Annotated in this window: 18 protein-coding genes, 6 tRNA genes and 1 pseudogene; 14 read left to right on the top strand and 11 right to left on the bottom strand. The window is 42.1% G+C overall.

The window, feature by feature from the left end:
- Positions 1-127: 127 nt before the first annotated feature.
- Together epmA and MF4642_RS07315 are read right to left on the bottom strand one after the other, a co-directional pair.
- Positions 128-1,111, bottom strand: a complete 984-nt coding sequence (epmA, locus tag MF4642_RS07310; RefSeq protein ID WP_078425784.1) for an EF-P lysine aminoacylase EpmA — start codon at positions 1,109-1,111, stop codon at positions 128-130.
- On the bottom strand, positions 1,108-2,175 hold the full coding sequence (locus MF4642_RS07315) for a 4-phosphoerythronate dehydrogenase (protein WP_078425785.1): 1,068 nt from the start codon (positions 2,173-2,175) through the stop codon (positions 1,108-1,110). Before MF4642_RS07315 ends, epmA begins: the two co-directional genes overlap by 4 nt.
- A gap of 417 nt (positions 2,176-2,592) precedes the next feature.
- Here MF4642_RS07315 and MF4642_RS07320 point away from each other — a divergent pair, with 417 nt between their 5' ends.
- Positions 2,593-3,015, top strand: coding sequence for a hypothetical protein (locus tag MF4642_RS07320; RefSeq protein WP_078425786.1), 423 nt, complete (start codon positions 2,593-2,595; stop codon positions 3,013-3,015).
- 103 nt (positions 3,016-3,118) lie between these two features.
- Here MF4642_RS07320 and MF4642_RS07325 read toward each other — a convergent pair.
- The 6 genes from MF4642_RS07325 to lldP form a co-directional block, all read right to left on the bottom strand.
- Positions 3,119-3,209, bottom strand: a tRNA-Ser gene (locus tag MF4642_RS07325).
- 87 nt (positions 3,210-3,296) lie between these two features.
- Complete coding sequence (locus MF4642_RS07330; protein ID WP_078425787.1) at positions 3,297-5,333, bottom strand: NADPH-dependent 2,4-dienoyl-CoA reductase; 2,037 nt, start codon at positions 5,331-5,333, stop codon at positions 3,297-3,299.
- Between the two features lie 188 nt (positions 5,334-5,521).
- A complete protein-coding gene (gene dld, locus MF4642_RS07335) occupies positions 5,522-7,219 on the bottom strand; it encodes a D-lactate dehydrogenase (protein WP_078425788.1) in 1,698 nt (565 codons plus the stop codon).
- 283 nt (positions 7,220-7,502) lie between these two features.
- Entirely contained in the window at positions 7,503-8,657 is a 1,155-nt protein-coding gene (lldD, locus tag MF4642_RS07340; RefSeq protein ID WP_062034458.1) for an FMN-dependent L-lactate dehydrogenase LldD, read from the bottom strand.
- A 2-nt stretch (positions 8,658-8,659) separates the two neighbouring features.
- On the bottom strand, positions 8,660-9,403 hold the full coding sequence (lldR, locus tag MF4642_RS07345; RefSeq protein ID WP_004694009.1) for a transcriptional regulator LldR: 744 nt from the start codon (positions 9,401-9,403) through the stop codon (positions 8,660-8,662).
- 32 nt (positions 9,404-9,435) lie between these two features.
- Positions 9,436-11,103 (bottom strand): L-lactate permease, encoded by a 1,668-nt coding sequence (gene lldP, locus MF4642_RS07350; RefSeq protein WP_171262504.1) that lies wholly within the window; start codon positions 11,101-11,103, stop codon positions 9,436-9,438.
- Between the two features lie 626 nt (positions 11,104-11,729).
- Between lldP and argG the strand changes: the two genes are divergently transcribed.
- Positions 11,730-13,073, top strand: a complete 1,344-nt coding sequence (gene argG / locus MF4642_RS07355; protein WP_004694013.1) for an argininosuccinate synthase — start codon at positions 11,730-11,732, stop codon at positions 13,071-13,073.
- Positions 13,074-13,129: 56 nt separating this feature from the next.
- On the opposite strand, the gene MF4642_RS07360 is transcribed toward argG, so the two are convergent.
- A complete protein-coding gene (locus tag MF4642_RS07360) occupies positions 13,130-14,392 on the bottom strand; it encodes a GGDEF domain-containing protein (RefSeq protein WP_078425790.1) in 1,263 nt (420 codons plus the stop codon).
- Between the two features lie 151 nt (positions 14,393-14,543).
- Between MF4642_RS07360 and pyrC the strand changes: the two genes are divergently transcribed.
- The 11 genes and pseudogenes from pyrC to MF4642_RS07410 all read left to right on the top strand — a co-directional run bounded on the left by pyrC (position 14,544) and on the right by MF4642_RS07410 (position 21,339).
- Positions 14,544-15,578, top strand: a complete 1,035-nt coding sequence (gene pyrC / locus MF4642_RS07365; protein ID WP_078425871.1) for a dihydroorotase — start codon at positions 14,544-14,546, stop codon at positions 15,576-15,578.
- Positions 15,563-16,222: a ribonuclease T gene (rnt, locus tag MF4642_RS07370; RefSeq protein WP_005399764.1), complete on the top strand. Its 660-nt coding sequence runs from the start codon at positions 15,563-15,565 to the stop codon at positions 16,220-16,222. Before pyrC ends, rnt begins: the two co-directional genes overlap by 16 nt.
- 20 nt (positions 16,223-16,242) lie before the next feature.
- Positions 16,243-16,318, top strand: a tRNA-Glu gene (locus MF4642_RS07375).
- A gap of 114 nt (positions 16,319-16,432) precedes the next feature.
- Entirely contained in the window at positions 16,433-16,594 is a 162-nt protein-coding gene (locus tag MF4642_RS16955) for a hypothetical protein (RefSeq protein WP_162841305.1), read from the top strand.
- A 125-nt stretch (positions 16,595-16,719) separates the two neighbouring features.
- Positions 16,720-18,149: pseudogene (locus MF4642_RS07380) on the top strand (amino acid permease).
- Between the two features lie 175 nt (positions 18,150-18,324).
- Positions 18,325-18,400 (top strand) — tRNA-Glu (locus tag MF4642_RS07385).
- Positions 18,401-18,509: 109 nt separating this feature from the next.
- Positions 18,510-19,922, top strand: a complete 1,413-nt coding sequence (locus tag MF4642_RS07390; RefSeq protein ID WP_078388883.1) for an amino acid permease — start codon at positions 18,510-18,512, stop codon at positions 19,920-19,922.
- 80 nt (positions 19,923-20,002) lie between these two features.
- The gene (locus MF4642_RS07395) at positions 20,003-20,908 is read left to right on the top strand and encodes an alpha/beta fold hydrolase (RefSeq protein ID WP_171262505.1); all 906 of its coding nucleotides are present in this window, start codon (positions 20,003-20,005) and stop codon (positions 20,906-20,908) included.
- Between the two features lie 132 nt (positions 20,909-21,040).
- Positions 21,041-21,116: transfer RNA gene (locus tag MF4642_RS07400), tRNA-Glu, on the top strand.
- Positions 21,117-21,140: 24 nt separating this feature from the next.
- Positions 21,141-21,216 (top strand) — tRNA-Glu (locus MF4642_RS07405).
- Between the two features lie 47 nt (positions 21,217-21,263).
- A tRNA-Glu gene (locus MF4642_RS07410) sits at positions 21,264-21,339 on the top strand.
- A 78-nt stretch (positions 21,340-21,417) separates the two neighbouring features.
- Here the strand turns inward: MF4642_RS07410 and MF4642_RS07415 are convergent.
- Positions 21,418-22,026 carry a YiiX family permuted papain-like enzyme gene (locus MF4642_RS07415; protein ID WP_078425792.1) on the bottom strand — a complete coding sequence of 203 codons (609 nt, stop codon included), beginning with the start codon at positions 22,024-22,026 and terminating at the stop codon, positions 21,418-21,420.
- 62 nt (positions 22,027-22,088) lie between these two features.
- On the opposite strand from MF4642_RS07415, the gene MF4642_RS07420 reads away from it, so the two are divergent.
- On the top strand, positions 22,089-22,751 hold the full coding sequence (locus MF4642_RS07420) for a glutathione S-transferase N-terminal domain-containing protein (protein ID WP_078425793.1): 663 nt from the start codon (positions 22,089-22,091) through the stop codon (positions 22,749-22,751).
- A gap of 8 nt (positions 22,752-22,759) precedes the next feature.
- Here the strand turns inward: MF4642_RS07420 and MF4642_RS07425 are convergent, their stop codons facing one another.
- The gene (locus MF4642_RS07425; RefSeq protein ID WP_078425794.1) at positions 22,760-24,004 is read right to left on the bottom strand and encodes an NADH:flavin oxidoreductase/NADH oxidase family protein; all 1,245 of its coding nucleotides are present in this window, start codon (positions 24,002-24,004) and stop codon (positions 22,760-22,762) included.
- Positions 24,005-24,114: the final 110 nt, after the last annotated feature.

Here is a 24,114-nt window from a genome sequence, read left to right on the forward strand (position 1 = left end):
TTGCTATAGACCACATTTAAGTTTAAATATGAACACCCCGAATCAGATGTATGAGCAAACTAAAACCGAGCTAATTGCTTAACTCGGTTTGAAGTGGAATACTGTCAATCTATTTCAGGACAAGACATTAAGAAATGGATGCGGGAAAGGTAATCACCTTTTCCAACTGCATGTGTTCTGTTGCAATCATTAACAAACGATCCACACCTAACGCAATACCTGCACATGCGGTCATTTGAGGCAAAGCAGCCAATAAAAACTCATCGACTGGCATCACATGTAAGTCTAACTTTTCACGTTCAGCATTATCGGCTTCAAAACGCGAACGCAACACCTCTGCGTCGATCAACTCATCATAAGCGTTGGCGAGTTCCAAACCTTCAATATACAACTCAAAACGCGCTGCAACCAATTCACCGTCTTCATCCGTTTTAGTTTTGGCAAGCGAGGCTAGCTCTGGTGGAAAATCGGTTAGAAATACGGGCGTATCAAAACCTAGACTTGGTTCTACAAAATGTGAAAAGAGCAAATCGATATAGCCAAGTCGGTCATCACCCAAGTCCAAATTTAAACCCACGCGATTACAGCAGTCTTTTAACTCCTTCAAACTGGCTTGCAGTGGGTTCAAATCCAAACGATCCATAAACGCATGCTTATAGCTCAAAATGGTAGGGCGAACCTCACCAAAACGCTGCTTTAATGTGACATTCAATAAGTCTGTCACTTCAAACATCAAATCCTTCAAACTGAAATTCGGTCTATACCATTCCAGCATGGTAAATTCACTATTGTGTTTACGACCATGTTCATCATCACGGAAAACTTTACAGATTTGATAAATCGGCCCACTACCACTGGCCAATAAGCGCTTCATGGCAAACTCAGGTGAGGTCTGCAAATAATGCGTTTGTTGTTTGCCTTGTAGATGGCGCTGTGCTTGAACCGAAGCCAAATGCACATCGGTCACACCAGCTTGAGATAAAATCGGGGTTTCAACCTCAAGTACTTCACGTTCAGCAAAAAACTGACGAATTTGGCTGTACATTTGCGCACGCGCTCGCATGGCTTTTAAGTCACAGGTTGGCTGATAATGGATCACGTCCTGACTCATGCCTTCGGCCCTCCGTGTGCAGCCCATTCACGACGTAATGGATAAGTCTTTCTTAAATGATCAAAGGCTTTTTGGTCAATCATCCCCTCTTTTAAGCAAGCACGTAAGGCTTGGTCATCTCGTGCAATCGGGTAGATTTCCCTTAAATGCTGTTGAAGTACAGATTTCAAATCTTGGCCTTCAAAATATTGAGCACATACAGGCAACTGCGACTCGAAACTTTTATGTGCTTCAAACTGAAAGGTTTTACAGAAAGCCTCATAGATCATTTGTGTACCACGCGCTTTGCCTTCTAAGCTATAACCTGCGATATGTGGCGTCACCAGACTCACAGCATTCAACACTTGTTCAGAAATCACAGGCTCATGCTCAAAGACATCTAGTACCACTTTACGCTGTGTTTTTTCGATGTCGGCCAATAAAGCCTGCTCTTCAATTACAGGCCCACGCGCAGAATTAATCAATATTGCTGTCGTTTTCATCGCAGCGAAAGCTTCGGCGTTGAACAAATGGTAGGTTGGATGTGATCCTGTTTTGGTTAAGGGCACATGCAATGAAATCGCATCAGCAGTACTTAATAAGGCATTTAAATCGACCTGCTGAATCGCATCTTGCTGTACAAAAGGATCATGACCGATCACATTCCAGCCCAATAGTTTGACCATATAAGCTAAGCGAGAACCGACATTTCCTAGGCCAATAATGCCCAAAGTAAAACTTTCTTTAGCGTTCAGCAATACTGGATTGAGATGGAGTAAAGCCGTAATTACATATTCAGCCACCGCCTGCGCATTACAACCTGCGGCATTCGCCCATTGAATATTCTGTTTCTCAATGGCTTCAATATCTAAATGGTCTGTACCAATGGTTGCACTACCCACATATTGAAGTGTGGTGTTATTGATTAATGCTGGATTGACTTGAGTTACGGAACGCACCAACAGTGCTTTGGCATCTACAACATCGGCATGTGTTAAAGTACGCCCTGCTTTGTGCTCAATTTCACCAAATTCGGCAAAAAAATAATCGGTAAATGCGAGATTTTCATCTGCCACGATTTTCATAATGTCTTCCAACGCTTTGTTGACTCTATGATAACCGTTGCACAAGCTCAACACTATGTTGCTCTGCAATACATCTTAAGAAACAGTCACGATGTTTTATCTTCATGGTAAAAAACCGAATCCTTGAAAGGCTGGTTTAATATAGATTGGCTTTGTTGCATAAATATTTTGCAAGATATTGGTTTTTAATGAATTTGCGAAAATTTCAATAAAAAATAAATATAATAAAACCATAGTTTTAGGTATTTATGAAACAAAGTTCACTGCCACTGACAATGTAATTTTTTTCAACTGGCTCAGTTCCAACATGTACACCCATGTGTACACCCCAAACAGTCGGAGTATCAGACATTTATTAACCTTAAATACTTGTAATTTATGCCGATCAGCATATCTTAAACAAGGGTAAATTTGAATATGAGTATTATTGTGGGTATCGTTTCTGAGTTTAAAAAATTTGATGCTGATCTAAAAAATCCAAACTGGTCAGTATCCTCAATTAGCTCTAATAATGAACTAATTGTTAGTTTATGGGGTCATAAACCTTTAATGTCCAAACATCCAACTGAAAGAAAACAAGTTTATCGTGACCGTATTGATAGATGGTCTGGTAATGGACGTAATGAATTTAAGAAAAACCTTGATCTTGCATTAGAAGAAAAATTAAAAATTAGACCAATTATAGCTATGCTCGATAAAAGCTCGGATTTTCAGAATATTTTAGATGGTAAAGATGGCAGTCAATACCCCAAAAGATTTAATGCAAAAACCGATTGGATCGGTGAATTAACTATTTGGGACAGTATCCAATTTGAGATTGTATTTAGTCTTGAACAATAATTTAAACTCAAACCAAGTTTTTATTATGCTTACTACAGGCTTACGTTGCATAAGCCTAGAAACAACAAAGCCCTGAGGATGTCAGGGCTAAGTCGTTGATATTTGGCGGAAGCGGTGAGATTCGAACTCACGGAGGGGTATAAGCCCTCGTCGGTTTTCAAGACCGGTGCATTAAACCGCTCTGCCACGCTTCCATGTGCGCCATCATACGGAGCTTTTGTTTCAATGACAAGTGAAAATTCACCTTGAAGCAACCAACTGCATATTGTTTCATCAAACGTTTACAATTTTGCAGCAACTTCTGCACCTTCACGAATGGCACGTTTTGCATCTAACTCAGCTGCGAGTTTAGCACCACCAATAATGTGATAATTGGCTAACGTATTTTGCTCAGCACTTGGCATCAGATCTTTCACTGACTCCTGTCCTGCACACACAACGATGGTATCGACACGTAACAATTGATCTTGTCCTGCCAAATCTATCCAAAGACCTTCATTAGTCACTGCTTTATATTGCACCCCACGTAGCATTCGAACTGCATGTTTTTTCAACTGTGCACGGTGTACCCAGCCTGAGGTTTTACCTAAGCCGGCACCCAATGCAGAGGTTTTACGTTGCAATAAATAAATCTCACGAATAGGCGGATGAACTTTTGCAATCTGCATGCCCCCTTCAGAGACATAATTCGGGTTTGGATCTACACCCCATTCACGTTGCCAATCTGCAAGCAGTTGTGGCTGAGGTTGATGCTCTGGTTTCAATAAATACTCAGACACATCAAAACCAATCCCTCCAGCACCAATCACCGCAACTTTTCGACCGACAGGTGCGCCGCGTAACACTTCTGCATAAGACAAGACTTGCGGTGAATCACTCCCTTCGATACGTAATGCACGTGGCACAACACCCGTGGCAATGATAATTTCTTCAAAGCCTTCACGCTCAAGCTGCTCACGATTCACCTTGGTGTTTAAACGTAAGTCGACTCCCGTTTTTTCAATCTGTACTTTGAAATAACGAATGGTTTCATGAAACTCTTCTTTACCGGGCACAACTTTTGCCAAGTTGAACTGTCCACCCACTTCATGACTTGCTTCAAACAATGTCACTTGGTGTCCACGACTGGCTGCAACCGTCGCGGCTGACATCCCTGCGACACCACCACCCACTACCGCAACTCGTTTCGGTTGTTTCGCCTTCAAATAAACCAACTCTGTTTCAAACGCTGCACGCGGGTTGACCAAACAGGTTGCACGTTGGTTTTTAAAAGTATGATCTAAGCATGCTTGGTTACAAGCGATACACGTATTGATCTCATCAACACGATTGGTCGCTGTTTTATTCACCCAAAAAGCATCAGCCAATAACGGACGTGCCATTTGCACCATATCCGCTTTGCCCGATGCCAAAATCTCTTCCGCGGTATCTGGCATGTTAATACGGTTTGAGGCAATCACTGGCACAGCCACGTGCTTTTTCACTTCCGCAGTATAGTCAACAAAAGCAGCACGTGGTACCGAAGTCACAATAGTTGGAATCCGCGCTTCATGCCAACCAATCCCTGTATTCAATAAGGTAATGCCTGCTTTTTCTAGTGCTTGCGCAATCGTAACCACTTCTTTCATGGTATTGCCATCATGCACCAAATCGAGCAATGACAAACGGAAGCAAATAATAAATTTTTCGCCGACTTGTGCACGTATTCCTTTGACGATTTCGACCGCAAAACGCATACGGTTTTCAATCGGCCCACCCCAACGGTCTTCACGTTGGTTCACATGACGGCTTAAGAATTGATTCAGTAAATAACCTTCTGAACCCATAATTTCCACACCGTCATAGCCCGCCTTTTTGGCAAGACTGGCACAGTTAACATAGTCATCAATGGTATTCAAAATTTGTTTTTCAGACATTTGACGCGGTTTAAAAGGCGAAATTGGCGATTTAATTGGGCTGGCAGAAACCACAAAGGGTTGGTAGCCATAACGTCCAGCATGCAAAATCTGCATTAAAATTTTTGCGCCATGCTTATGTACGGCATGGGTCACTAAACGATGTGGAGCAATATCCCCCAGTGTATTCATCGTTCCACCCGCAGGTAGGAGCCAACCTTGACGGTTTGGAGAAATTCCACCTGTAATGATCAGGCCGACTCCACCTTTAGCACGCTCACCGAAGTATGCTGCCAATTTTGGATAATTATAAAAACGATCTTCCAAGCCCGTATGCATGGAGCCCATCACCACACGGTTTTTAATGGTAGTAAAACCCAAATGTAAGGGTTTTAAAATATGTGCATAGCTATTGGTTGTCATCATGAATCCTTATCTTTGGCTTTGCAACTTGTTGCATACTACTTTAGCTGTTTTTTAAAATATTGGGATGACAATTTATAAAAAATTCTTGGCATCTACGGTCAATTCAATTGAGCTCTCAAAAACATACGACAATAAAAAACCAGTGACGTTGCCCTCACTGGTTTAGTTTTTTAGACCAAAGTCCTTTACTGCCAATGCTTCAGCTTACTGGTTTGACCAATACCCACATTAAAACTATTGGTTGGATCAAGCTTTTCATAATGCGTTCGTAGTGCAGGTTTTGCTACATATAAATGTCCGACATTATGCTCAGCTGGGTATTCCGCCCCACGAGCATCCAGTAAATGCCACATTTGATGTTCCATCGCCAAAGGATCCACGCCTTTTTTCACAATATAGTCCTGATGAAACACATGACATAAAAAGTGACCATAATAGAGTTTATGAACAATCAGATCATCCATCTCTTTGGGTAAGGTTTCCACCCACTCGCGATCATTACGACGCAATGCGATATCCAGAGCCACAATATCTTCAACCTCTGAACGGTGCGTATCCCGATAGCGAATTGCTGCACCTGCAACAGCAAAGCGATGTAAAAATGCTTTACGTCCTTCTTCCTCTGTACAGTGGAAAAAATCACCTGAGGTTTTATCTTGGAAATAATGTCTTAAAAAGCTTTCAACTTGCTCGACATCTTGATTTTCAATCCGAATAACCAAGTGATGTTCATATAAATCACGGAAAGCATTCATCCGTTTCGGTAAATGACTAGGCAAAAATTTGGTGATCAATTGCAGGACTTTATCTGACAGTCCTTTCATACCAAATTTTTCTAAGTACGCATCGACCTTATCTTTCATTGCAAATGCAGCAGGTACTTTGGCTGTGCCGAGTTTTTCAATGAACATAAAAGTATCTTTGCCGTACTCCGCCCCAATATCATAAGCCACACGGTGGATGTATTCCCCTGCAATCGGCAATCGCGGCAAATCTTTTAGTAAAAAACGGCGAATTGCAGTCAAATCATCATGTGAGTTTGTACCTACATAGAACACCTGACTTGGGATTTTTTCAAAGGTATCCAAACGTACAGCAAAAACACACACTTTACCTGCCGAACCCGATGCTTCATATAAACGAGTCGGATCGGCATTAAAACGTGCAGGCGTATTTTCATCCACTTGTTTAACATCATGTCCATAACGATGGTCCGATGCGCAGCAGCCCGAATTATTGATAATATCGCCGATTTGATAATTTTTCGTTTCAAGCTTGCTTAGAATTTCTTCTGGTGTTTCTCCAAGATTTACCCCTAGATGATTCACCAACTCTAACTGACCATCATCATTGACACGAGCGTACAATGCCAGCTCAGTATAAGCAGGACCACGGCGTACCAAAGCACCGCCCGAATTATTACAGACACCACCTAAAACCGAAGCACCAATACACGATGAACCAATCACCGAGTGTGGCTCCCGATTAAATGGCACCAATTCTTTTTCAAGTCGATCTAGTGTTGCACCAGGTAGACAAATCACTTGCTGACCGTCATTAATAACCTGAATGCCAATCAAACGACGCGTGCTGATCAGTACCACAGGACGGTCATAGTCATCGCCAAAAGGCGTTGAACCACCGGTCAAACCTGTATTGGCTGCTTGCATAATCACAATACAATCTGCATCAACAGCCGCTTGTAGTACCTGCCACTGTTCAAGTAATGACCCCGGTGCAACAACAGCCAGCACTTTCCCCGCACCATAACGACGGCCTTGGCGATATAAACGCGTGTCTTTATCATCGGTTAAAACGTGTTGTTTACCCACAATAGTTATGAGCTTTTGAATAGTTTGCGGTGCGTCTAAATTGGATTGCATTTTATATCCTGCCCATTAATTTTTTGAGCTTTTCAATAAAGCTAGATTATGAAATAACACATTCATTTTTTAAGAGTATTAATCACGGTATTCGATGTCGTGTGGCGGCATGGATGCCGGCGTTGGGAGGGGGTACAGGACGTACCCCTCGCCCAACAAAAGATTTTTGTTACTTTTCATCTTTGAAAAGTAAGGTATCGCCTACGCAATTGAACTTAAATTTTTTAATTCAAAATGAGGCAAAGGATGCTTCTTTATATTCATTCGCTTTTATTAGAGAGTTTTACTCAGCCAACTCTCGTTCTAACTTCACTAAACAATCTGAAGTAATATCAGCAATGGTTTTTGCACCTGTTAAGGTCATAGCAACACGCATTTCTTTATCAATCAATTCTAAAAGATTTGAAACACCTTCACCGCCTGCTGCACCTAAAGCATAAACAAAGGCACGACCAAGCATACACGTGTCTGCACCCAACGCCAGCATACGCACAACATCTAGACCATTACGAATACCCGAATCCGCAAGGATTTTAATATCACCCTTGACTGCATCTGCAATTGGCGGAAGTGCACGTGCAGAAGATAAAACACCATCGAGCTGACGACCACCATGGTTTGAAACCACAATCCCATCTGCACCAAAACGCACTGCATCTTTGGCATCTTCAGGATCCAGAATTCCTTTAATGACCATTGGGCCATCCCAAAACTCACGAATCCACTCAAGGTCTTTCCACGAAATAGACGGATCAAAGTTAGAGCCTAACCAACCAATATAATCTTCTAGACCTGTAGGCTTACCTAAGTATTTAGAAATATTGCCCAAGTCATGCGGACGTCCCATCATGCCGACATTCCACGCCCAGTGTGGGTGGAAACACGACTGCATATAACGGCGCATTGCTGCATTTGGGCCACTCATACCCGAGTGGGCATCACGGTAACGTGCGCCCGGAACAGGCATATCCACAGTAAACACCAAGGTTGAACAGCCTGCCGCTTTAGCACGTTCCAAAGCGTTTTTCATGAAACCACGGTCACGCAGTACATAGAGCTGGAACCACATTGGACGCTGAATCGCAGGCGCCACTTCCTCAATTGGACATACTGAAACGGTAGACAGTGTAAACGGAATACCCTTTTTATCTGCAGCGACAGCAGCTTGAACTTCACCGCGGCGTGCATACATGCCTGTTAAACCCACAGGAGATAATGCAACAGGCATCGACAAAGTTTCATCAAACAGTTTGGTCTCTAAACTTAACTGTGACATGTCGTTCAGTACACGCTGGCGCAAAGCAATTTTTGATAAATCTTCTACATTACGCTTCAGGGTATATTCTGCATACGCACCACCATCGATGTAATGGAATAAAAATGGCGGTAAACGACGTCGTGCCGCTTCACGGTAGTCATTGGCAGAAGAAATAATCATGCTTATATCCTGTTTAATCGACTGGCACGCTGACGACGAGCTTCTTCCTCATCAATCATTCGCACCTGTTGTACTACAAACTCAATGTGTCCACAGACTGCCTTACGTGCAGCTTCTGGATCACGACGTTCAATTGCATTCATGACTTGAAAGTGCTGATCATGCAATTGATCAAAACGGTGTGCTTCGCTATAGACTTTTCGACGTCCCAAAGCGACGTTGAACTGCAACAAATCAAACAAACCACGCATCATCTGAATCAAAACCAAATTATGAGATGCTTCAGCAATCGCTAAATGAAATTTCGCATCTGCACGAGCCGCCTCGTCATCATTTCCCAAAGCCTGAAAATGGTTAATCTGATCATAATGATGTCGGATGTTCACCAGATCTTCTTGGGTTGCGCGTTGTGCTGCATACCAAGTTGTTCCACCTTCTAAAATAATGCGCGCCTCTTGCACATCAAATCGATAGGCAGGATCCTCACTCATCAAATTACTAATCGGTTGTACGATTTGATAACTGGACCAAGTTGCTGGTAATTGTTTTAAAAAAGTCCCCGCCCCCACTTTGCTGACCAACATACCCATGCTGGTCAACTGCGAAATGGCCTCTCTTAAAGAAGAGCGAGAGACTTGAAGCTGTTCACACAGTTTTCTTTCAGCAGGCAGACGGTCTCCAACTTGCATATTGCTTTGTTCAATCAATACACGCAGGCTTTGTACAGCTTTATCGGAGACTTTCATCTGCTTTCCTTAACGTTGATACACAATTTGTGTTATGGAATCATCCATGGGAACACATAGGCTTGTAGAGTAATCATAATACCCATCATAATTGTGAACGATATACTGTGTTTTAAGGTAAAACGGAATAAATCAGACTCTTTACCAACCAGTCCTACCGCCGCACACGCAATTGCAATCGATTGAGGTGAAATCATCTTACCGGTCACACCACCACTGGTATTGGCTGCCACCAGTAAAACTTCTGGCACACCAATTTGCTGAGCTGTAGTGGCTTGAAGCGCTGAAAACAGTGCATTGGCAGAAGTATCTGAACCTGTAAGGAATACCCCCAACCAACCCAAGAAAGGCGAGAAGAACGTAAATGCTGAACCTGTATGTGCAAGGGCCAAAGCCAAGGTCGAAGACATACCCGAATAGTTTGCGATAAATGCAAAAGACAACACCATACCAATTGAATAAATGGGAACTTTCAATTCATTCAGGGTTTCACCAAAAGTTACCACAGCATCTTTCGGTTTCATCTTCAAATAGGCAATAGTGATCAATGCTGCAATAAAAATCGCAGTTCCTGTAGCCGAGATCCAATCAAATTTGTAAATCGCGTCATAGTCTTTAATTTCAGCAACTACAGGTGGCATTTTTTGAATCATTTGATGCAAAAATGGTACTTTGATTGAAATCACGAGATCATGCAATGCACCGTCTTTGGCAAATAAATCCTTAAACGGTTTCACACTCCAGATCGTCACCATCACAGTTAAAATCGCGAATGGAGACCATGCTTTTGCAATTTGTCCTACAGTGTATTTTTGCTGTTTTTGTGCAGCCACATCCTCACTCATCGTTGCGTCTTGATCTGCAAAACGGAAAATGTGCTTCGGCTGCCAATATTTAAACAAAATTGTTAAAGAAATCAGGGATGCAATTGCAGCCGTAATATCGGGTAATTCTGGACCAACAAAGTTAGAAGTTAAGTATTGTGCAATTGCAAAGCTACTTGCACCCACCACAACTGCTGGCCATGTTTCTTTAACACCGCGCCAGCCGTCCATGATTGCCATAATCCAGAACAACACGATTGGCACCATAAATGGTAGCTGACGGCCCACCATTTGGCTGATTTCCATCGTATCGACACCAGAGACTTGTCCAGCAACAATAATTGGAATACCCATAGCACCAAAAGCCACAGGTGCTGTGTTTACGATTAGACAGAGACCTGCTGCATATAAAGGTTTAAAGCCTAAACCGACTAATAATGCTGCGGTAATCGCCACAGGAGCACCAAAGCCTGCTGCACCTTCTAAGAAGGTACCAAAAGCAAAACCCACCAAAAGCATTTGTAAACGCTGGTCTTCAGTAATTGAGAGAATAGAAGAACGAATGATGTCGAACTGCCCTGTCTTCACTGAAATTTTATACAGGAATACAGCGCCAATAATGATCCATGCAATCGGCCATAAACCGTAGAGGAAACCATAGGCCATCGATGCGAATGCCATCAGCACTGGCATCTTATAGGCAAATAAAGAGACAAGAAGTGCAAGTACAACGGTAATGGTACCTGCCACACTGCCTTTTAAACGAAATACCGCGAGCGCCAAAAAGAAGAAGATAATCGGAATCAGTGCAATTAGACTTGAAATCCAAATATTCCCCATCGGGTCATACATTTGCTGCCATTGAAGCATTGTCATCTCCTTGAAATGCTTACTAAGATTTAATTTTGAGCATATTATTGGCACTTTTGCCAATATTGGACAGACCAATATAAGCAACCGTAAAGAGAAACAAACCAATAATGACTTATGCTTGGCTTATTTTGATTTAAAATGAAGTAAAACTTCAATTAAAAGTTAATATTGGTATGACCAATATTAACTACCTTCATAAACTAGATCATATTTCAATCAAATTAATATCATTGTTTTTACTGATATTTTTATGAAAATAATGCCAATTTTAGACTTTAGTCTAATAATATAAAAAATAATCACCGAACTTAAATCCAGCTTAATACTCAAAAAATGGAAAAATCACACAATATTGGTAATACCAATTTAAAACCAAACAAACTTCACCACTTTTCTGATTAATTTACAGCCTAAACATCTTCTAAAAAGACAAAAATTGAGCACACAATATAGAAACCGATTTTAACCAGAAATTTTTCAACAGTATCGATATGCACATGAGCTTTAATATTTTTAAAGCCCTATGATTTTTTAGAAAAACCATTTGGAAAAGTGCTACAATCGCGGACATATGTATTCTTTCAGGCCACCCATTCTCGGTGCCTATATTTATATCGTTAGGATTAACAATGACTGATAATGCAACTATCTTGCAGAATGTCCCAGTTGGCAAAAAAGTTGGTATTGCCTTCTCTGGTGGTCTAGATACTTCAGCTGCACTTTTGTGGATGAAACAAAAAGGCGCAGAACCTTATGCTTATACAGCAAACTTAGGTCAGCCTGATGAAGACGACTACGATGCGATTCCAAAAAAAGCGGAAGCGTATGGCGCAGTAAAAGCTCGCTTAGTTGACTGCCGTTTACAGCTTGCACTTGAAGGTATTGCTGCAATTCAATGTGGTGCGTTCCACATTTCAACTGGTGGTGTACCGTATTTCAACACGACGCCATTGGGTCGTGCAGTAACAGGGACTATGCTTGTTACCGCAATGAAAGAAGATGATGTCAACATCTGGGGTGATGGTTCAACATATAAAGGAAACGATATTGAACGTTTCTACCGTTATGGTTTGTTGACCAACCCTGCACTTAAAATCTATAAACCTTGGTTAGACCAAACGTTTATTGATGAATTAGGTGGCCGTGCTGAAATGTCGCAATTCTTGATCGACAACGGCTTTGACTACAAAATGTCAAAAGAAAAAGCGTATTCAACTGACTCAAACATGTTGGGCGCGACCCACGAAGCAAAAGATCTTGAATACCTCAATGCAGGGATCAAAATTGTTGACCCAATCATGGGCGTTGCATTCTGGAAAGACGACGTAGAAGTTAAAGCTGAAGAAGTATCGATTACTTTTGAAGAAGGCTTCCCTGTTGCAATCAATGGTCAACGTATCGAAGACCCTGTTGAGTTCATCCTTGAAGCCAACCGTATTGGTGGTCGTCATGGTCTAGGTATGTCTGACCAAATCGAAAACCGTATTATTGAAGCAAAATCTCGCGGTATTTATGAAGCACCAGGTATGGCACTTCTACATATTGCTTATGAGCGCTTGGTTACAGGTATTCATAACGAAGACACGATTGAACAATACCGTATTAACGGTCTACGTTTAGGTCGTTTACTTTACCAAGGTCGTTGGTTCGACTCTCAAGCATTAATGCTTCGTGAAACTGCGCAACGTTGGGTTGCTAAAGCCATCACAGGTACTGTGACTTTAGAACTACGTCGTGGTAATGACTACACCATCATGAACACTGAGTCTGAAAACCTCACTTATGAAGCTGAGCGTTTGACGATGGAGAAAGGTGATTCAATGTTTACGCCAATGGACCGTATTGGTCAGTTAACTATGCGTAATTTGGACATTACCGATACTCGTGCGAAACTTGGTATTTATACCAATACTGGTTTATTAGCTGTAGGTACTGGTTCTGCTGTTCCACAGTTAAAAGACAAAAACAAATAAGTTTGTTGAATGTCAAAAAAACCGCTCATAAGAGCGGTTTTTTTTATTTTAGCGATTCATTCTATACACGTCGATGTGGTTAAAGGCTGATAATAAATCTGATTACGTCCCAATTGCTTGGCGCGGTATAAAGCCTGATCTGCGATCCCCAATAACTCGACTTTGCTCAAATCTACCTCGCCTTTAAAGACTGTAATCCCTAAACTAATGGTGACAAATGGAGACACTTCAGACATTTCATGCGGAATTTCCAAACGCTCAATCGCTCGGTAAATATTCGAAGCAACTGCATAAGCGCCATGTGCGTCGGTTTCTGGCAATAACACCACAAACTCTTCGCCGCCATAACGCGCCACAAAATCCATATGTCGAATCGCATTTTTAATAGATTTTGCAATGGATGAAATCACATCATCACCCTTTTGGTGACCATAACAGTCGTTATACTTTTTGAAGAAATCAACATCAATAAACAAAATGGATAAAGGTGTTTCATCCTGACGTGATTGCTCATAATAGGTATCCATCATTTCATCAAAATTACGCCGATTTGATATCTTCGTCAGCTCATCATTCTGACTTAAATGCAGCAATTCTGAGGTGTGTATTCGATGTATTTTTTCACTAATTTTAGCGCGGCGAATATTTAAAAAAATGATGCGCTCGCGGGCATAGATCATACGGCTGATAATAAACCCCAGCAAACAACTACCAAACATCACACGCCCCATCACGATTGCATCAAACTTGACTAGAGTCGAAATCAGGACTAAAAATGAAACCCCAGCAGCTACTACGCCTGTGATAAAAACATATCCCGGCTTTACTCCAGTTAGCAAATACCCCAAGACATAAATCATGCAGATAATCATCATCGCTTGATGACGTAAAGCTTCGGTATGCACCGACATGGTCAACCAAGTCGTCGAGACCACAGCCCAAAACACAGCAAACATGGCTGCATAAGCAAAAAAAGGCTTCAGCTTGGTAAAATGTGAAAAAACATAAAGGAACAAAAGACAGACAGCGCCATTCAGCAATCCCAGTAAGCAATGAATAAAATCTTGTTTAAAATGAGACTGTTCAATAATCCAGTAATCCCCTGGAATCGTTAAAATGGCAAAAATAAAATAAGCCAAAACACCAGACCAAAGAAAGTCATTAATATTGCGACGCGCGCGCTCTAAGTTTAGTCGCCAAAACTCTTGTTCTAATTTCTGAGGAAAAACCTGACCAATACGACGGTTGTGTCGTGTAATCAGCTCTTCCATTTTTTCTTTATCGTACTGAAGTTTGGCGAGGTTATATTTATATTCCATACCAGACCAGATTTAATTCTTGTAGTTGCTTAAAAATAACACAAATTTACAAAGATAAATCATAATAATCAGACAAGATGCCTTTATTTGTCATTACCATTTTTGCCGTATATGCATTATCATCTGTTTTATTTCTTTGACAGAAATCGCCTTGAATACGATTACGATTCTCCAGCCAGATGATTGGCACGCTCACCTTCGTGATGGTCTTGCATTACAACGTACGGTTCCCGATTTAGCCCAACAGTTTTCACGCGCTATTTGTATGCCAAATACAGTACCGCCTGTTAAAACGGTTGAGGAAGCGAATGCGTACCGTGAACGCATCATGGCGCACGTACCAAAAGGCAATGCCTTCGACCCACGCATGGTGTTGTATTTTACTGACACAACTTCGCCTGAAGAAGTCAAAAAAATTAAAAACTCTGAGTTTGTAAATGCCATTAAACTCTACCCTGCTGGTGCGACCACCAACTCAGACAATGGTGTAAGCGACATTCGTAAAGTCTATGCCGTTATTGAGCAACTTGAAGAACATCAGGTTCCATTACTTCTGCATGGCGAAGTTACACACAATCATGTCGATATTTTCGACCGCGAAAAGCGCTTCTTAGATGAAGTTCTTTCTCCGCTGCTAAAGCAATTTCCAAAACTGAAGTTGGTTTTAGAACACATTACAACCAGTGAAGCAGCCAACTTTGTTTTAGAACAAGACCGCAATGTGGCTGCAACCATTACTCCGCAGCATTTACTGTTTAACCGTAATGATATGTTGGTTGGTGGCATTAAACCGCACTTCTATTGTTTACCGATTTTAAAACGTCAAACCCATCAGCAAACTTTGCTCGAAGTTGCAACCAGTGCCAACCCCAAGTTTTTCTTAGGCACAGACAGTGCACCACACTCTAAAAATGCCAAAGAAAATGCATGTGGATGTGCAGGCTGCTACAGCGCACCAACAGCAATTGAACTTTATGCTCAAGCCTTCGACCAAGTGGGTAAACTTGAACGCCTTGAAGGTTTTGCCAGCCACTTTGGTGCAGACTTCTACGGTCTACCGCGCAATACTTCAACAATTACACTCGTAAAAGAAGACCAAGTCATCCCTGAGAGTTTAGACTATTTGGATGGTGAACACATTATTCCGCTGTATGCGGGTAAAACCATTCAATGGAGAAAAGTGTGACAAATGAAACATTGCCAATAATTGGTCAGCGTTTCCGTGGTTTTCTACCTGTTGTTGTCGATGTCGAAACAGCAGGTTTTAATGCACAGACCGATGCCTTATTGGAAATTGCTGCAATTCCGATTATTTATAATGAAGAAGGTCAATTTGTACCGGGTCCTGCACATCATGCACATATCAACCCCTTTGAAGGTGCAAATCTAGACCGTCGCTCATTGGACTTTATTGGTATTGATCCCTTTAATCCCATGCGCATGGCCATGGCTGAAGACGAAAAAACAGCATTAAAACGTATTTTTAAAGCCGTCAATGAAGTCCGTCGCCAGCAGAACTGTACACATGCGGTCTTGGTCGGTCATAACGCCCACTTTGATTTAGGCTTTGTACAAGCAGCGATTGCACGTACAGGGACTAAAAATCAAAACCCATTTCACAGTTTCTCTGTATTTGACACCGTCACCTTAAGTGCTGTGATGTTTGGTCAAACCGTTCTTGCGAAGTCGTGTATTCAAGCAGGGATTGAGTTCGATGGTAGAGAGGCCCACTCGGCTTTATACGACACTCAAAAGACCGCTGAACTGTTCTGTTATATTTTGAACAAACTCGCACCACACCTACTTGACACTCTGGTGGCGGATCAATAAGATACCGCCATCCTCGCAACGTCCCTATCGTCTAGAGGCCTAGGACATCGCCCTTTCACGGCGGTAACCGGGGTTCGAATCCCCGTAGGGACGCCATCTTTTTCCAGAAAACAACACTTTTTATTTAATCGTTTCTGATTGACCACCGATATTTCAATTTTAACTATGCGCTCGCTATACGATGCTTCGTGTTTTTCAAGGTTGATTGTTATGCTTAAGAAATTTTTAATCTTTTTATTGATTCTATCACCTTCTATTTTTTATCTATGGTTTGTCCAACAAGGGACCAATAACACCAAACAAGACCCTGTTGCACAAGAACTACATTCAAGTGCTGAAAACAGCTCTTCTTATCCAACACCCGACCACTAAAAAATAGTCTTTAAGCATTTGTTTTTTAAATTGATACCGATAGTTCATCAGATAATTTCAATTCACGTGATTTTTCATCTTATTAAAAACTAGAATATAACTTTAAGCCCATTGTTTGATTTTCTATGCAATCTGCAACGCCGCCTTCGCAGTCTTCAACTGATTCACCGCAAAATACCTCATTAAAACGCGCCATGAGCACACGCCACCTGATCATGTTATCGCTTGGTGGTGCCATTGGCACAGGCCTGTTCATGGGCTCAGGCGAAGTGATCTCTCAGGCAGGCCCTCTCGGTGCTGTACTGGCTTATATTATTGGCGGATTGATCGCATATATGGTCATGCTTTGCCTTGGAGAGCTTGCAGTACATTTACCTGTTTCTGGTTCATTTGGAGCCTTTGCAACACGTTATATTGGCCCTGGCACAGGCTATATGGTGTCGTGGATGTATTGGCTCGGCTGGTCGGCAACACTCGGTACCGAATTTACCGCAGCAGCCATTTTGGTACAGGAATGGTTCCCACAAACGTCGATCTGGTTATGGACCCTGATCTTTGCCAGTGGCGTCCTGATTTCAAACCTCAGTTCAACCCGAGCTTTTGCAGAGTCTGAGTTTTGGCTGTCCATGATTAAAGTCGCAACTGTACTTATTTTCATTCTATTAGGCTTTGCCTGTATCTTCGGTATCATCCCTTTTCAGGGGTATGAGTCTGCACCCTTATTTAACAACTTGACTGAGCAAGGCTGGCTACCGAATGGTCTTATTCCTTTGTTTACCACCTTATTAATTGTGAATTTCGTTTTAATGGCACAGAAATGATTGGTATTGCCGCAGGTGAAACTGAAAACCCAGAAAAAAATGTACCCAAAGCCATTCATGCCGCGGTTTGGCGCCTGATTATTTTCTTTGTTGGTACCATCATTGTCATCAGTTCGCTACTTAGCTACACCAACACAGGTTTGCAAGTAGGTGGACATGGCGGCTTAAGCAGCAGTCCATTTGTGACTGTATTCACCCAAATGGGCATTCCCTATGCCGAAGACTTTATCCGTTTTGTGATTATCACGGCATTATTATCAACCGCGAACTCAGGCTTATATGCTGCATCTCGTATGATGTGGGCCCTGTCCTCACAAAACCAACTCCCTAAGCTTTTTGCTAAAGTAAGTAAAACTGGGGTGCCTTATATTGCCATTTGGGTCACCATGATTGGTGGCTTACCAGGCTTGCTCTCTGAGCAGTTTGGTGCAGATGTCATTTTTAAGAACTTAATGGGTATTGCAGCATTCACTATGGTGATTGTCTGGATGAGTATTTGCTGGAGTCAGTTTAACTTTCGTCGCCAATGGTTAAAGCAAGGTCGGGCTTTATCGGAGCTGAAATTCCGTACCCCTTGGTATCCGTTGGTTCCGATCCTAGGCTTTATCTGCTGTACAGCAACAGGCTTAAGTATGGCGGCTGACCCTGAAATGCTTTCAGGTTTTATTGGCTGCTTACTCTTTATGGCGGCTTGCTATGCTAGTTACTATTGGCTCTATCATAATAAAAACTAAGTACCTTCAGCAAAGTGAGCTCAAGCTTATTTTTTGGGCTCACTTTTGCAGCAATAAAAAATTCATTCAATTTAATTACTTGTTTTGCCTAATGTTTGAACTTTCAACCATCACAGAGCAAAAACCCTTTTGACAAATAGGCCTTTAATCCTTAATATACGCATCACCTCGCAACGTCCCTATCGTCTAGAGGCCTAGGACATCGCCCTTTCACGGCGGTAACCGGGGTTCGAATCCCCGTAGGGACGCCATATCTTGATCTTATCCGATCAACACTTATTCATAATTATTATTATTTCATTGCAGATTTGCAGTTTTTCACTACAATAGCCCGCTTCATTCCTGAACTTATTAACGCTTATGCACTCATCTCCGAATGATGCTTCGCATCAGGGCAATTCTGCGCCTTTAAAACGCGCTATGAGTACTCGACATCTGGTTATGATTTCGCTTGGTGGCGCAATCGGGACTGGCCTATTTTTAGGATCGGGTGAAGTCATTGCACAAACGGGGCCTGTAGGTGCCATTATTTCTTATTTCCTCGGCGGGATCATTGCATATATGGTCATGCTGTGTTTAGGGGAACTTGCTGTTCATATGCCTGAGTCTGGCTCATTTGGCGCCTATGCCAAACGCTACATCGGACCAGGTACAGGTTATACCATCACATGGCTGTACTGGCTAACGTGGTCCGTCACGCTAGGAACCGAGTTTACAGCTGCCGCACTTCTCATGCAGGAGTGGTTTCCAGATAGTTCAATGTGGATGTGGACCCTAATTTTTGGTGCTTTTGTATTTAGTTTAAATATGATCTCGACCAAATGGTTCGCTGAATCTGAGTTTTGGTTGGCTTTAGTCAAAGTTATCACGGTTGTTATTTTTATTTTATTGGGTCTACTCGCTATTTTTGGCGTGATTGGCTACAGAGGCTATGAAGCTGCGCCTTTATTTAGCAACTTAACAGCTCAGGGTTGGTTCCCAGAAGGCTTGTTCCCTATCTTTACCACCATGTTGATCGTGAACTTTGCATTTTCTGGTACAGAGCTGATTGGTGTTGCTGCGGGTGAAACCAAAGATCCTGCTAAGAATGTACCCAAAGCCATCAATACTGCGATTTTCCGCTTATTGATTTTCTTTGTGGGTACCATCTTGGTCGTGACTTCACTCCTCCCGCATCAAGAAGCAGGTTTAGCAGCTGAAGGCGTGAGTAGCAGTCCATTTGTGACCGTATTCCAGCACATTGGCATTCCTTATGCTGAAGATATCATTCGTTTTGTGATTATCACTGCGTTGCTATCTGCTGCGAACTCAGGACTATTTGCCGCTTCGCGTATGATGTGGTCGTTGTCTTACCAAAAACAGTTGCCAGCAGTCTTCTCAAAAATCAATGCACGTGGTGTCCCTTACGTGGCAGTCATCGTGACCATGATTGGGGGTATGCCGGGTTTACTGTCTGAACAGTTTGCACCTGAAGCCATTTTTACAAACCTTTTAGGTATTGCAGCGTTTACCATGGTCGTCGTTTGGATGAGTATTTGCTTAAGCCAATTTAACTTCCGTCGCCAATGGTATAAACAAGGACGTAAAAAAGAAGAATTAGGTTTTGCAGCACCCCTGTTTCCTATTGTGCCAATCCTTGGCTTTATCTTCTGCTTTATCACCTGCGTCAGTATGGTGTTTGATCCAAGTATGCGTATTAGCTTCTTTGGTTGTTTACTGTTTATTGCAGTATGTTATGCCAGTTATTACACCTTTTATCACAAGAAAACTTAATCCTTACTGTTAAAAAGAGCGACTTCGGTTGCTCTTTTTTTTATACTGTTTTGATCAAGTACACCATCGGTGCATGCACGATGAATATTGTATGGATTCATGGGATGAATCAGCAGCACAAGACTGCACTTACCCTGCTTAAACATTGGCTTGTGATCTTACAACAGGTACTGAGTGAACTTGGCCGCGCAGATGACCTTCCCTATCTTCAGCGGCACAGTCGGCTGGCCTTTTACGGAGATCTCCTAACACGTCAGCATTTAGAAAACACCCTCAATGCCAGCACCCTCATGCCACAACATTGGTCTCCTTTTTCTTTTTTACATCCTATTCACCTGACGCACACCGCTGCACCCAATATCGAACATCAAGCTGAAATTTCTAAAAACCCCCAGCTCACTATTTCAGATGAACTCTCATTCAATAATAAAATTAAATACATCAGCCTCCTCGGCAAAGATCTGGCCTTACGTGACTTAGCTAGTTTAATCAACCACTTCCCAGAGCTGCATAGTAGCTTTATTCATCGTTTTTTGATGGAAGCGTATCTATATTTATCCAATCCACACTTCATCCACACCGTGCATACGCGTCTGCATGAGCACTTACACGGTACGAAACCCAATATTGTGATTGCCCACTCTCTAGGCAGCGTGATTGCCTATAATTATTTAATTCAACACCCTGAACTTAAGATTCAAACACTAATTACCCTCGGTTCACCACTGGCCTTTCGCGTTATCCAGTGTCATTTGCAGCAACCTATTCAACGGCCCGCTGCTTTATATGGCGATTGGATCAATTTTTATTCAGATGCTGATTTTCTGAGTGCTTTTCCACTGAACCAAAAACCGTTTGCTTTTACTCCCGCCATTATCAACAAGCAAATCACCACCGATCTTGCTCATCCTCATCTAATCGAAGGCTATTTACACCATCCCGAGTTCATCAACAACTTGCTAAGTTTGCTTAAAAAATCGGCTTAAATCATATGATTTTTAATCATTTTATCTAGATTGTTTTAAATTTATGCACTCAACACTTAAAACTGGAATTATTTAGAGAAAAGCGTTTGACACCCCTCTATTTTCGCCCTAATATACGCCCACCTCTGAAACGTCCCTATCGTCTAGAGGCCTAGGACATCGCCCTTTCACGGCGGTAACCGGGGTTCGAATCCCCGTAGGGACGCCAATTTCAGAAGTAAAGTTTTATTAAGTCCCTATCGTCTAGAGGCCTAGGACATCGCCCTTTCACGGCGGTAACCGGGGTTCGAATCCCCGTAGGGACGCCATTACTTAAGATCAAAAGTAATCGGTTTTAAAATATCACTTCTGTACTGTCCCTATCGTCTAGAGGCCTAGGACATCGCCCTTTCACGGCGGTAACCGGGGTTCGAATCCCCGTAGGGACGCCATATTCGAGATTGATTTTTTCTAGAGTCATCTCATAAAAAAAGCCCAAGCATTAGGACCTGGGCTTTTTTATTGCCTGTCTATTTACGATCGACTTCAACTAAAGCGGTCGAGGCAAAAATAGCCTGTGGCGCAATCACAATTTCATTCAAGGGAATGTTTTGCCCATATCGCTGTTGCATGAGTTGCTTGACTTCAGACGAACTTAAATCAAATTGCTTCAGTTTCGATAACGGAGCCAACTCAATACCTAAAGCATCATGATAGGCCTTCCAGACTATTTCTGAGCAATATAAAGCACGATTGTCCCACTCAAAATAAAGATCATAAGGCTGGCCTAAGTATTGTTCTGCATTCTTGATTAGCGTCTGCTTTTGCTGAACAGTCAAATTCGTTTTAAAGCGCTTCACCACATAATGCCGTTCAACCCCGCGATCAATCCACTGCTGAAGTGCCGTATATTTCACAGGCTGAACCGCCTCTAAAACCCATCCTTTTCCATTTCTATTAACAATTAAACCCATATGGCTATAACGGGACTTGGTCGCTTTTTGTATCCCTAAACTTTGCTGAGACTTCGAAACATGAAAAATAATATCGCCCGTTTGATAGGATATATTCGCCCATAGCAGCTGAGGACTTACCAACAGTAAAACAGCACTTAAAATCGCAACATTTCTATTTTTCATCCTAGATTTCCTTTATTCTTCTTTTTATAGATACGATCAATTACTTAAAACTAAAAATATTTATGATCTTACATCATCTTCAAAACTCGCGTTCACAACGTATTCTTTGGCTACTTGAGGAACTTGAGCTGTCTTATGAGCTCAAGCTGTATGATGCAACACAAGCTAGACAAACGAATCTGAAATTTCCAACGCTCGACATTCCACATGATACTCAGACGATACGACTTACGGAAAGCAGCGCAATCGTAGAATACCTATGCCAACTGTGCCAGAAGTTGATTATTCCTCATAAGCATACACAGTATTGGAACTTCTGTTTTTATAGCCATTATAGCGATGCCAGTCTCATGCCTAACTTGGCATTGAAACAAGTTTTCCAACACATTAAACAACAAACAACTTTGCTTGTACGTTTTGTGAGTTTGGCCTTTCAAAGCTCGTTCAATCGCGCTTATTTAAACCCTGAGCTACATCGACAACTGAAAGAAATTGATACCCACTTAAGCACGCATTCATTTGCTGGCGATGTGTTTAGTTATGCGGATATCTTGATGTGGTTTCCACTCTATGCGGCCAGTTATGCCACTCCGCAGTTTGCCCAGTATCAGTCTATTCAACACTATTTCACCCAAATACAAAGCAGACCTGCCTTTAGTGCTGCAATGGCACGTGGGCAATGGTCTGCTTCTTATTTTGAACACTATTGGTCTATCACACAGTGAGGCTATGCTTAAGCTGACTTTCTAGAGTTGACTTGCCCCTTAATCACGGCTTTCACATTGCCTTTTAAATAATTAAAAAACACTTTGAGCGGTGACAGTTTCGGATTTGGTTGTTTACCTTCTGCGATATCCTTAAATTGTGCGGCATACCAGATCACTTCCATAATCGCCATTTTATCAATCATCGAAATGCCTGTTTTGATCTTATCAACTGCATAACGTACATCTTGCCCTGCAATTAAACGATTGGTCACGTCGGGTTCTACCGCAAATGGACGCGCCATCCCAATAAAGTCACACGCGCCACTTTCTAAGGCTGCGTTCATACCCGCAGCAGTACGAAAACCGCCTGTCACCATCAACTTACACTGGACTTGTTCACGAATTTTTTCAGCAAACTCTAAGAAGTAAGCCTCACGTGCAATGGTCGACGCTTTACGTTTTTCTTGCTTCACCCCAGCCATGGCAGGTGCTTCATAGCTACCACCTGAAATTTCAATCAAATCAATCCCAGCCGCATCAATAGCTTTAAATGTCGCAATGACATCTTCTTCCGAGATTCCACCACGCTGAAAATCTGCTGAATTAAGTTTGACAGAAATAATAAACTGATCCGAGGTCGCTGCACGTACCGCTTTATAAATTTCCAATAAAAAACGCATGCGGTTTTCAGCAGAGCCACCCCATTGATCTTGGCGTTTATTGGTCAATGGCGATAAAAACTGACTGATGAGATAGCCATGTGCACCATGTAATTGCACGCCTTCAAAGCCCGCTTTCTCACAAATGGCAGCTGAAGTTGCAAAACGTTGGATAATATCCAGGATTTCATCTTCACGAAGCGCTCGCGGCGTTCCAAAACTCATTGATAAAGCGGGACTAAACGGTACTGCTGAAGGTGCAACCGTTTCCTTATTTAAACCCTTAGGACACTGACGGCCCGGATGTGACAACTGTACCAATTGCACCATGCCATGTTTTTTACCAATCGCAGCCCATTGTTTTAGTGGTTCTAAGTCACGCTCGGTTTCAATCACCACCACGCCTGGCTCATTTTTAGCTCGGAAGTCCACCATCACATTACCTGTAATGGCACAGCCTAGGCCTCCTTTTGCCCAAGCCTCATACAAGCCTAAGTGCAAATGATTCGGCTGGCCAGCATGATTAGCCAGTGCTTCACTCATTGCCCCTTTAATCATCTTATTTTTAAAATGGACCTGCCCAATGTCGATTGCGCTTGCAAGCTGGCTCATGAAAATTCATCCTTTAATATTTTTTAGTGTTTTTACTCTATGTGTTTTTTGGCTACAGTCAAGAGAATTTGACAATTCATTTTGTCAAAATTTCTGATCTTTTATTTAGA

This window comes from Acinetobacter sp. MF4642 (assembly GCF_002018925.1).
Classification (GTDB): Bacteria; Pseudomonadota; Gammaproteobacteria; order Pseudomonadales; family Moraxellaceae; genus Acinetobacter; species Acinetobacter johnsonii.

Coding starts and splice junctions, on each gene's coding strand:
- epmA (WP_078425784.1), bottom strand. CDS start 1,111: ATGAGTCAGGACGTGATCCATTATCAGCCAACCTGTGACTTAAAAGCC.
- MF4642_RS07315 (WP_078425785.1), bottom strand. CDS start 2,175: ATGAAAATCGTGGCAGATGAAAATCTCGCATTTACCGATTATTTTTTT.
- MF4642_RS07320 (WP_078425786.1), top strand. CDS start 2,593: ATGAGTATTATTGTGGGTATCGTTTCTGAGTTTAAAAAATTTGATGCT.
- MF4642_RS07330 (WP_078425787.1), bottom strand. CDS start 5,333: ATGACAACCAATAGCTATGCACATATTTTAAAACCCTTACATTTGGGT.
- dld (WP_078425788.1), bottom strand. CDS start 7,219: ATGCAATCCAATTTAGACGCACCGCAAACTATTCAAAAGCTCATAACT.
- lldD (WP_062034458.1), bottom strand. CDS start 8,657: ATGATTATTTCTTCTGCCAATGACTACCGTGAAGCGGCACGACGTCGT.
- lldR (WP_004694009.1), bottom strand. CDS start 9,403: ATGAAAGTCTCCGATAAAGCTGTACAAAGCCTGCGTGTATTGATTGAA.
- lldP (WP_171262504.1), bottom strand. CDS start 11,103: ATGACAATGCTTCAATGGCAGCAAATGTATGACCCGATGGGGAATATT.
- argG (WP_004694013.1), top strand. CDS start 11,730: ATGACTGATAATGCAACTATCTTGCAGAATGTCCCAGTTGGCAAAAAA.
- MF4642_RS07360 (WP_078425790.1), bottom strand. CDS start 14,392: ATGGAATATAAATATAACCTCGCCAAACTTCAGTACGATAAAGAAAAA.
- rnt (WP_005399764.1), top strand. CDS start 15,563: ATGGAGAAAAGTGTGACAAATGAAACATTGCCAATAATTGGTCAGCGT.
- MF4642_RS16955 (WP_162841305.1), top strand. CDS start 16,433: ATGCTTAAGAAATTTTTAATCTTTTTATTGATTCTATCACCTTCTATT.
- MF4642_RS07390 (WP_078388883.1), top strand. CDS start 18,510: ATGCACTCATCTCCGAATGATGCTTCGCATCAGGGCAATTCTGCGCCT.
- MF4642_RS07395 (WP_171262505.1), top strand. CDS start 20,003: ATGAATATTGTATGGATTCATGGGATGAATCAGCAGCACAAGACTGCA.
- MF4642_RS07415 (WP_078425792.1), bottom strand. CDS start 22,026: ATGAAAAATAGAAATGTTGCGATTTTAAGTGCTGTTTTACTGTTGGTA.
- MF4642_RS07420 (WP_078425793.1), top strand. CDS start 22,089: ATGATCTTACATCATCTTCAAAACTCGCGTTCACAACGTATTCTTTGG.
- MF4642_RS07425 (WP_078425794.1), bottom strand. CDS start 24,004: ATGAGCCAGCTTGCAAGCGCAATCGACATTGGGCAGGTCCATTTTAAA.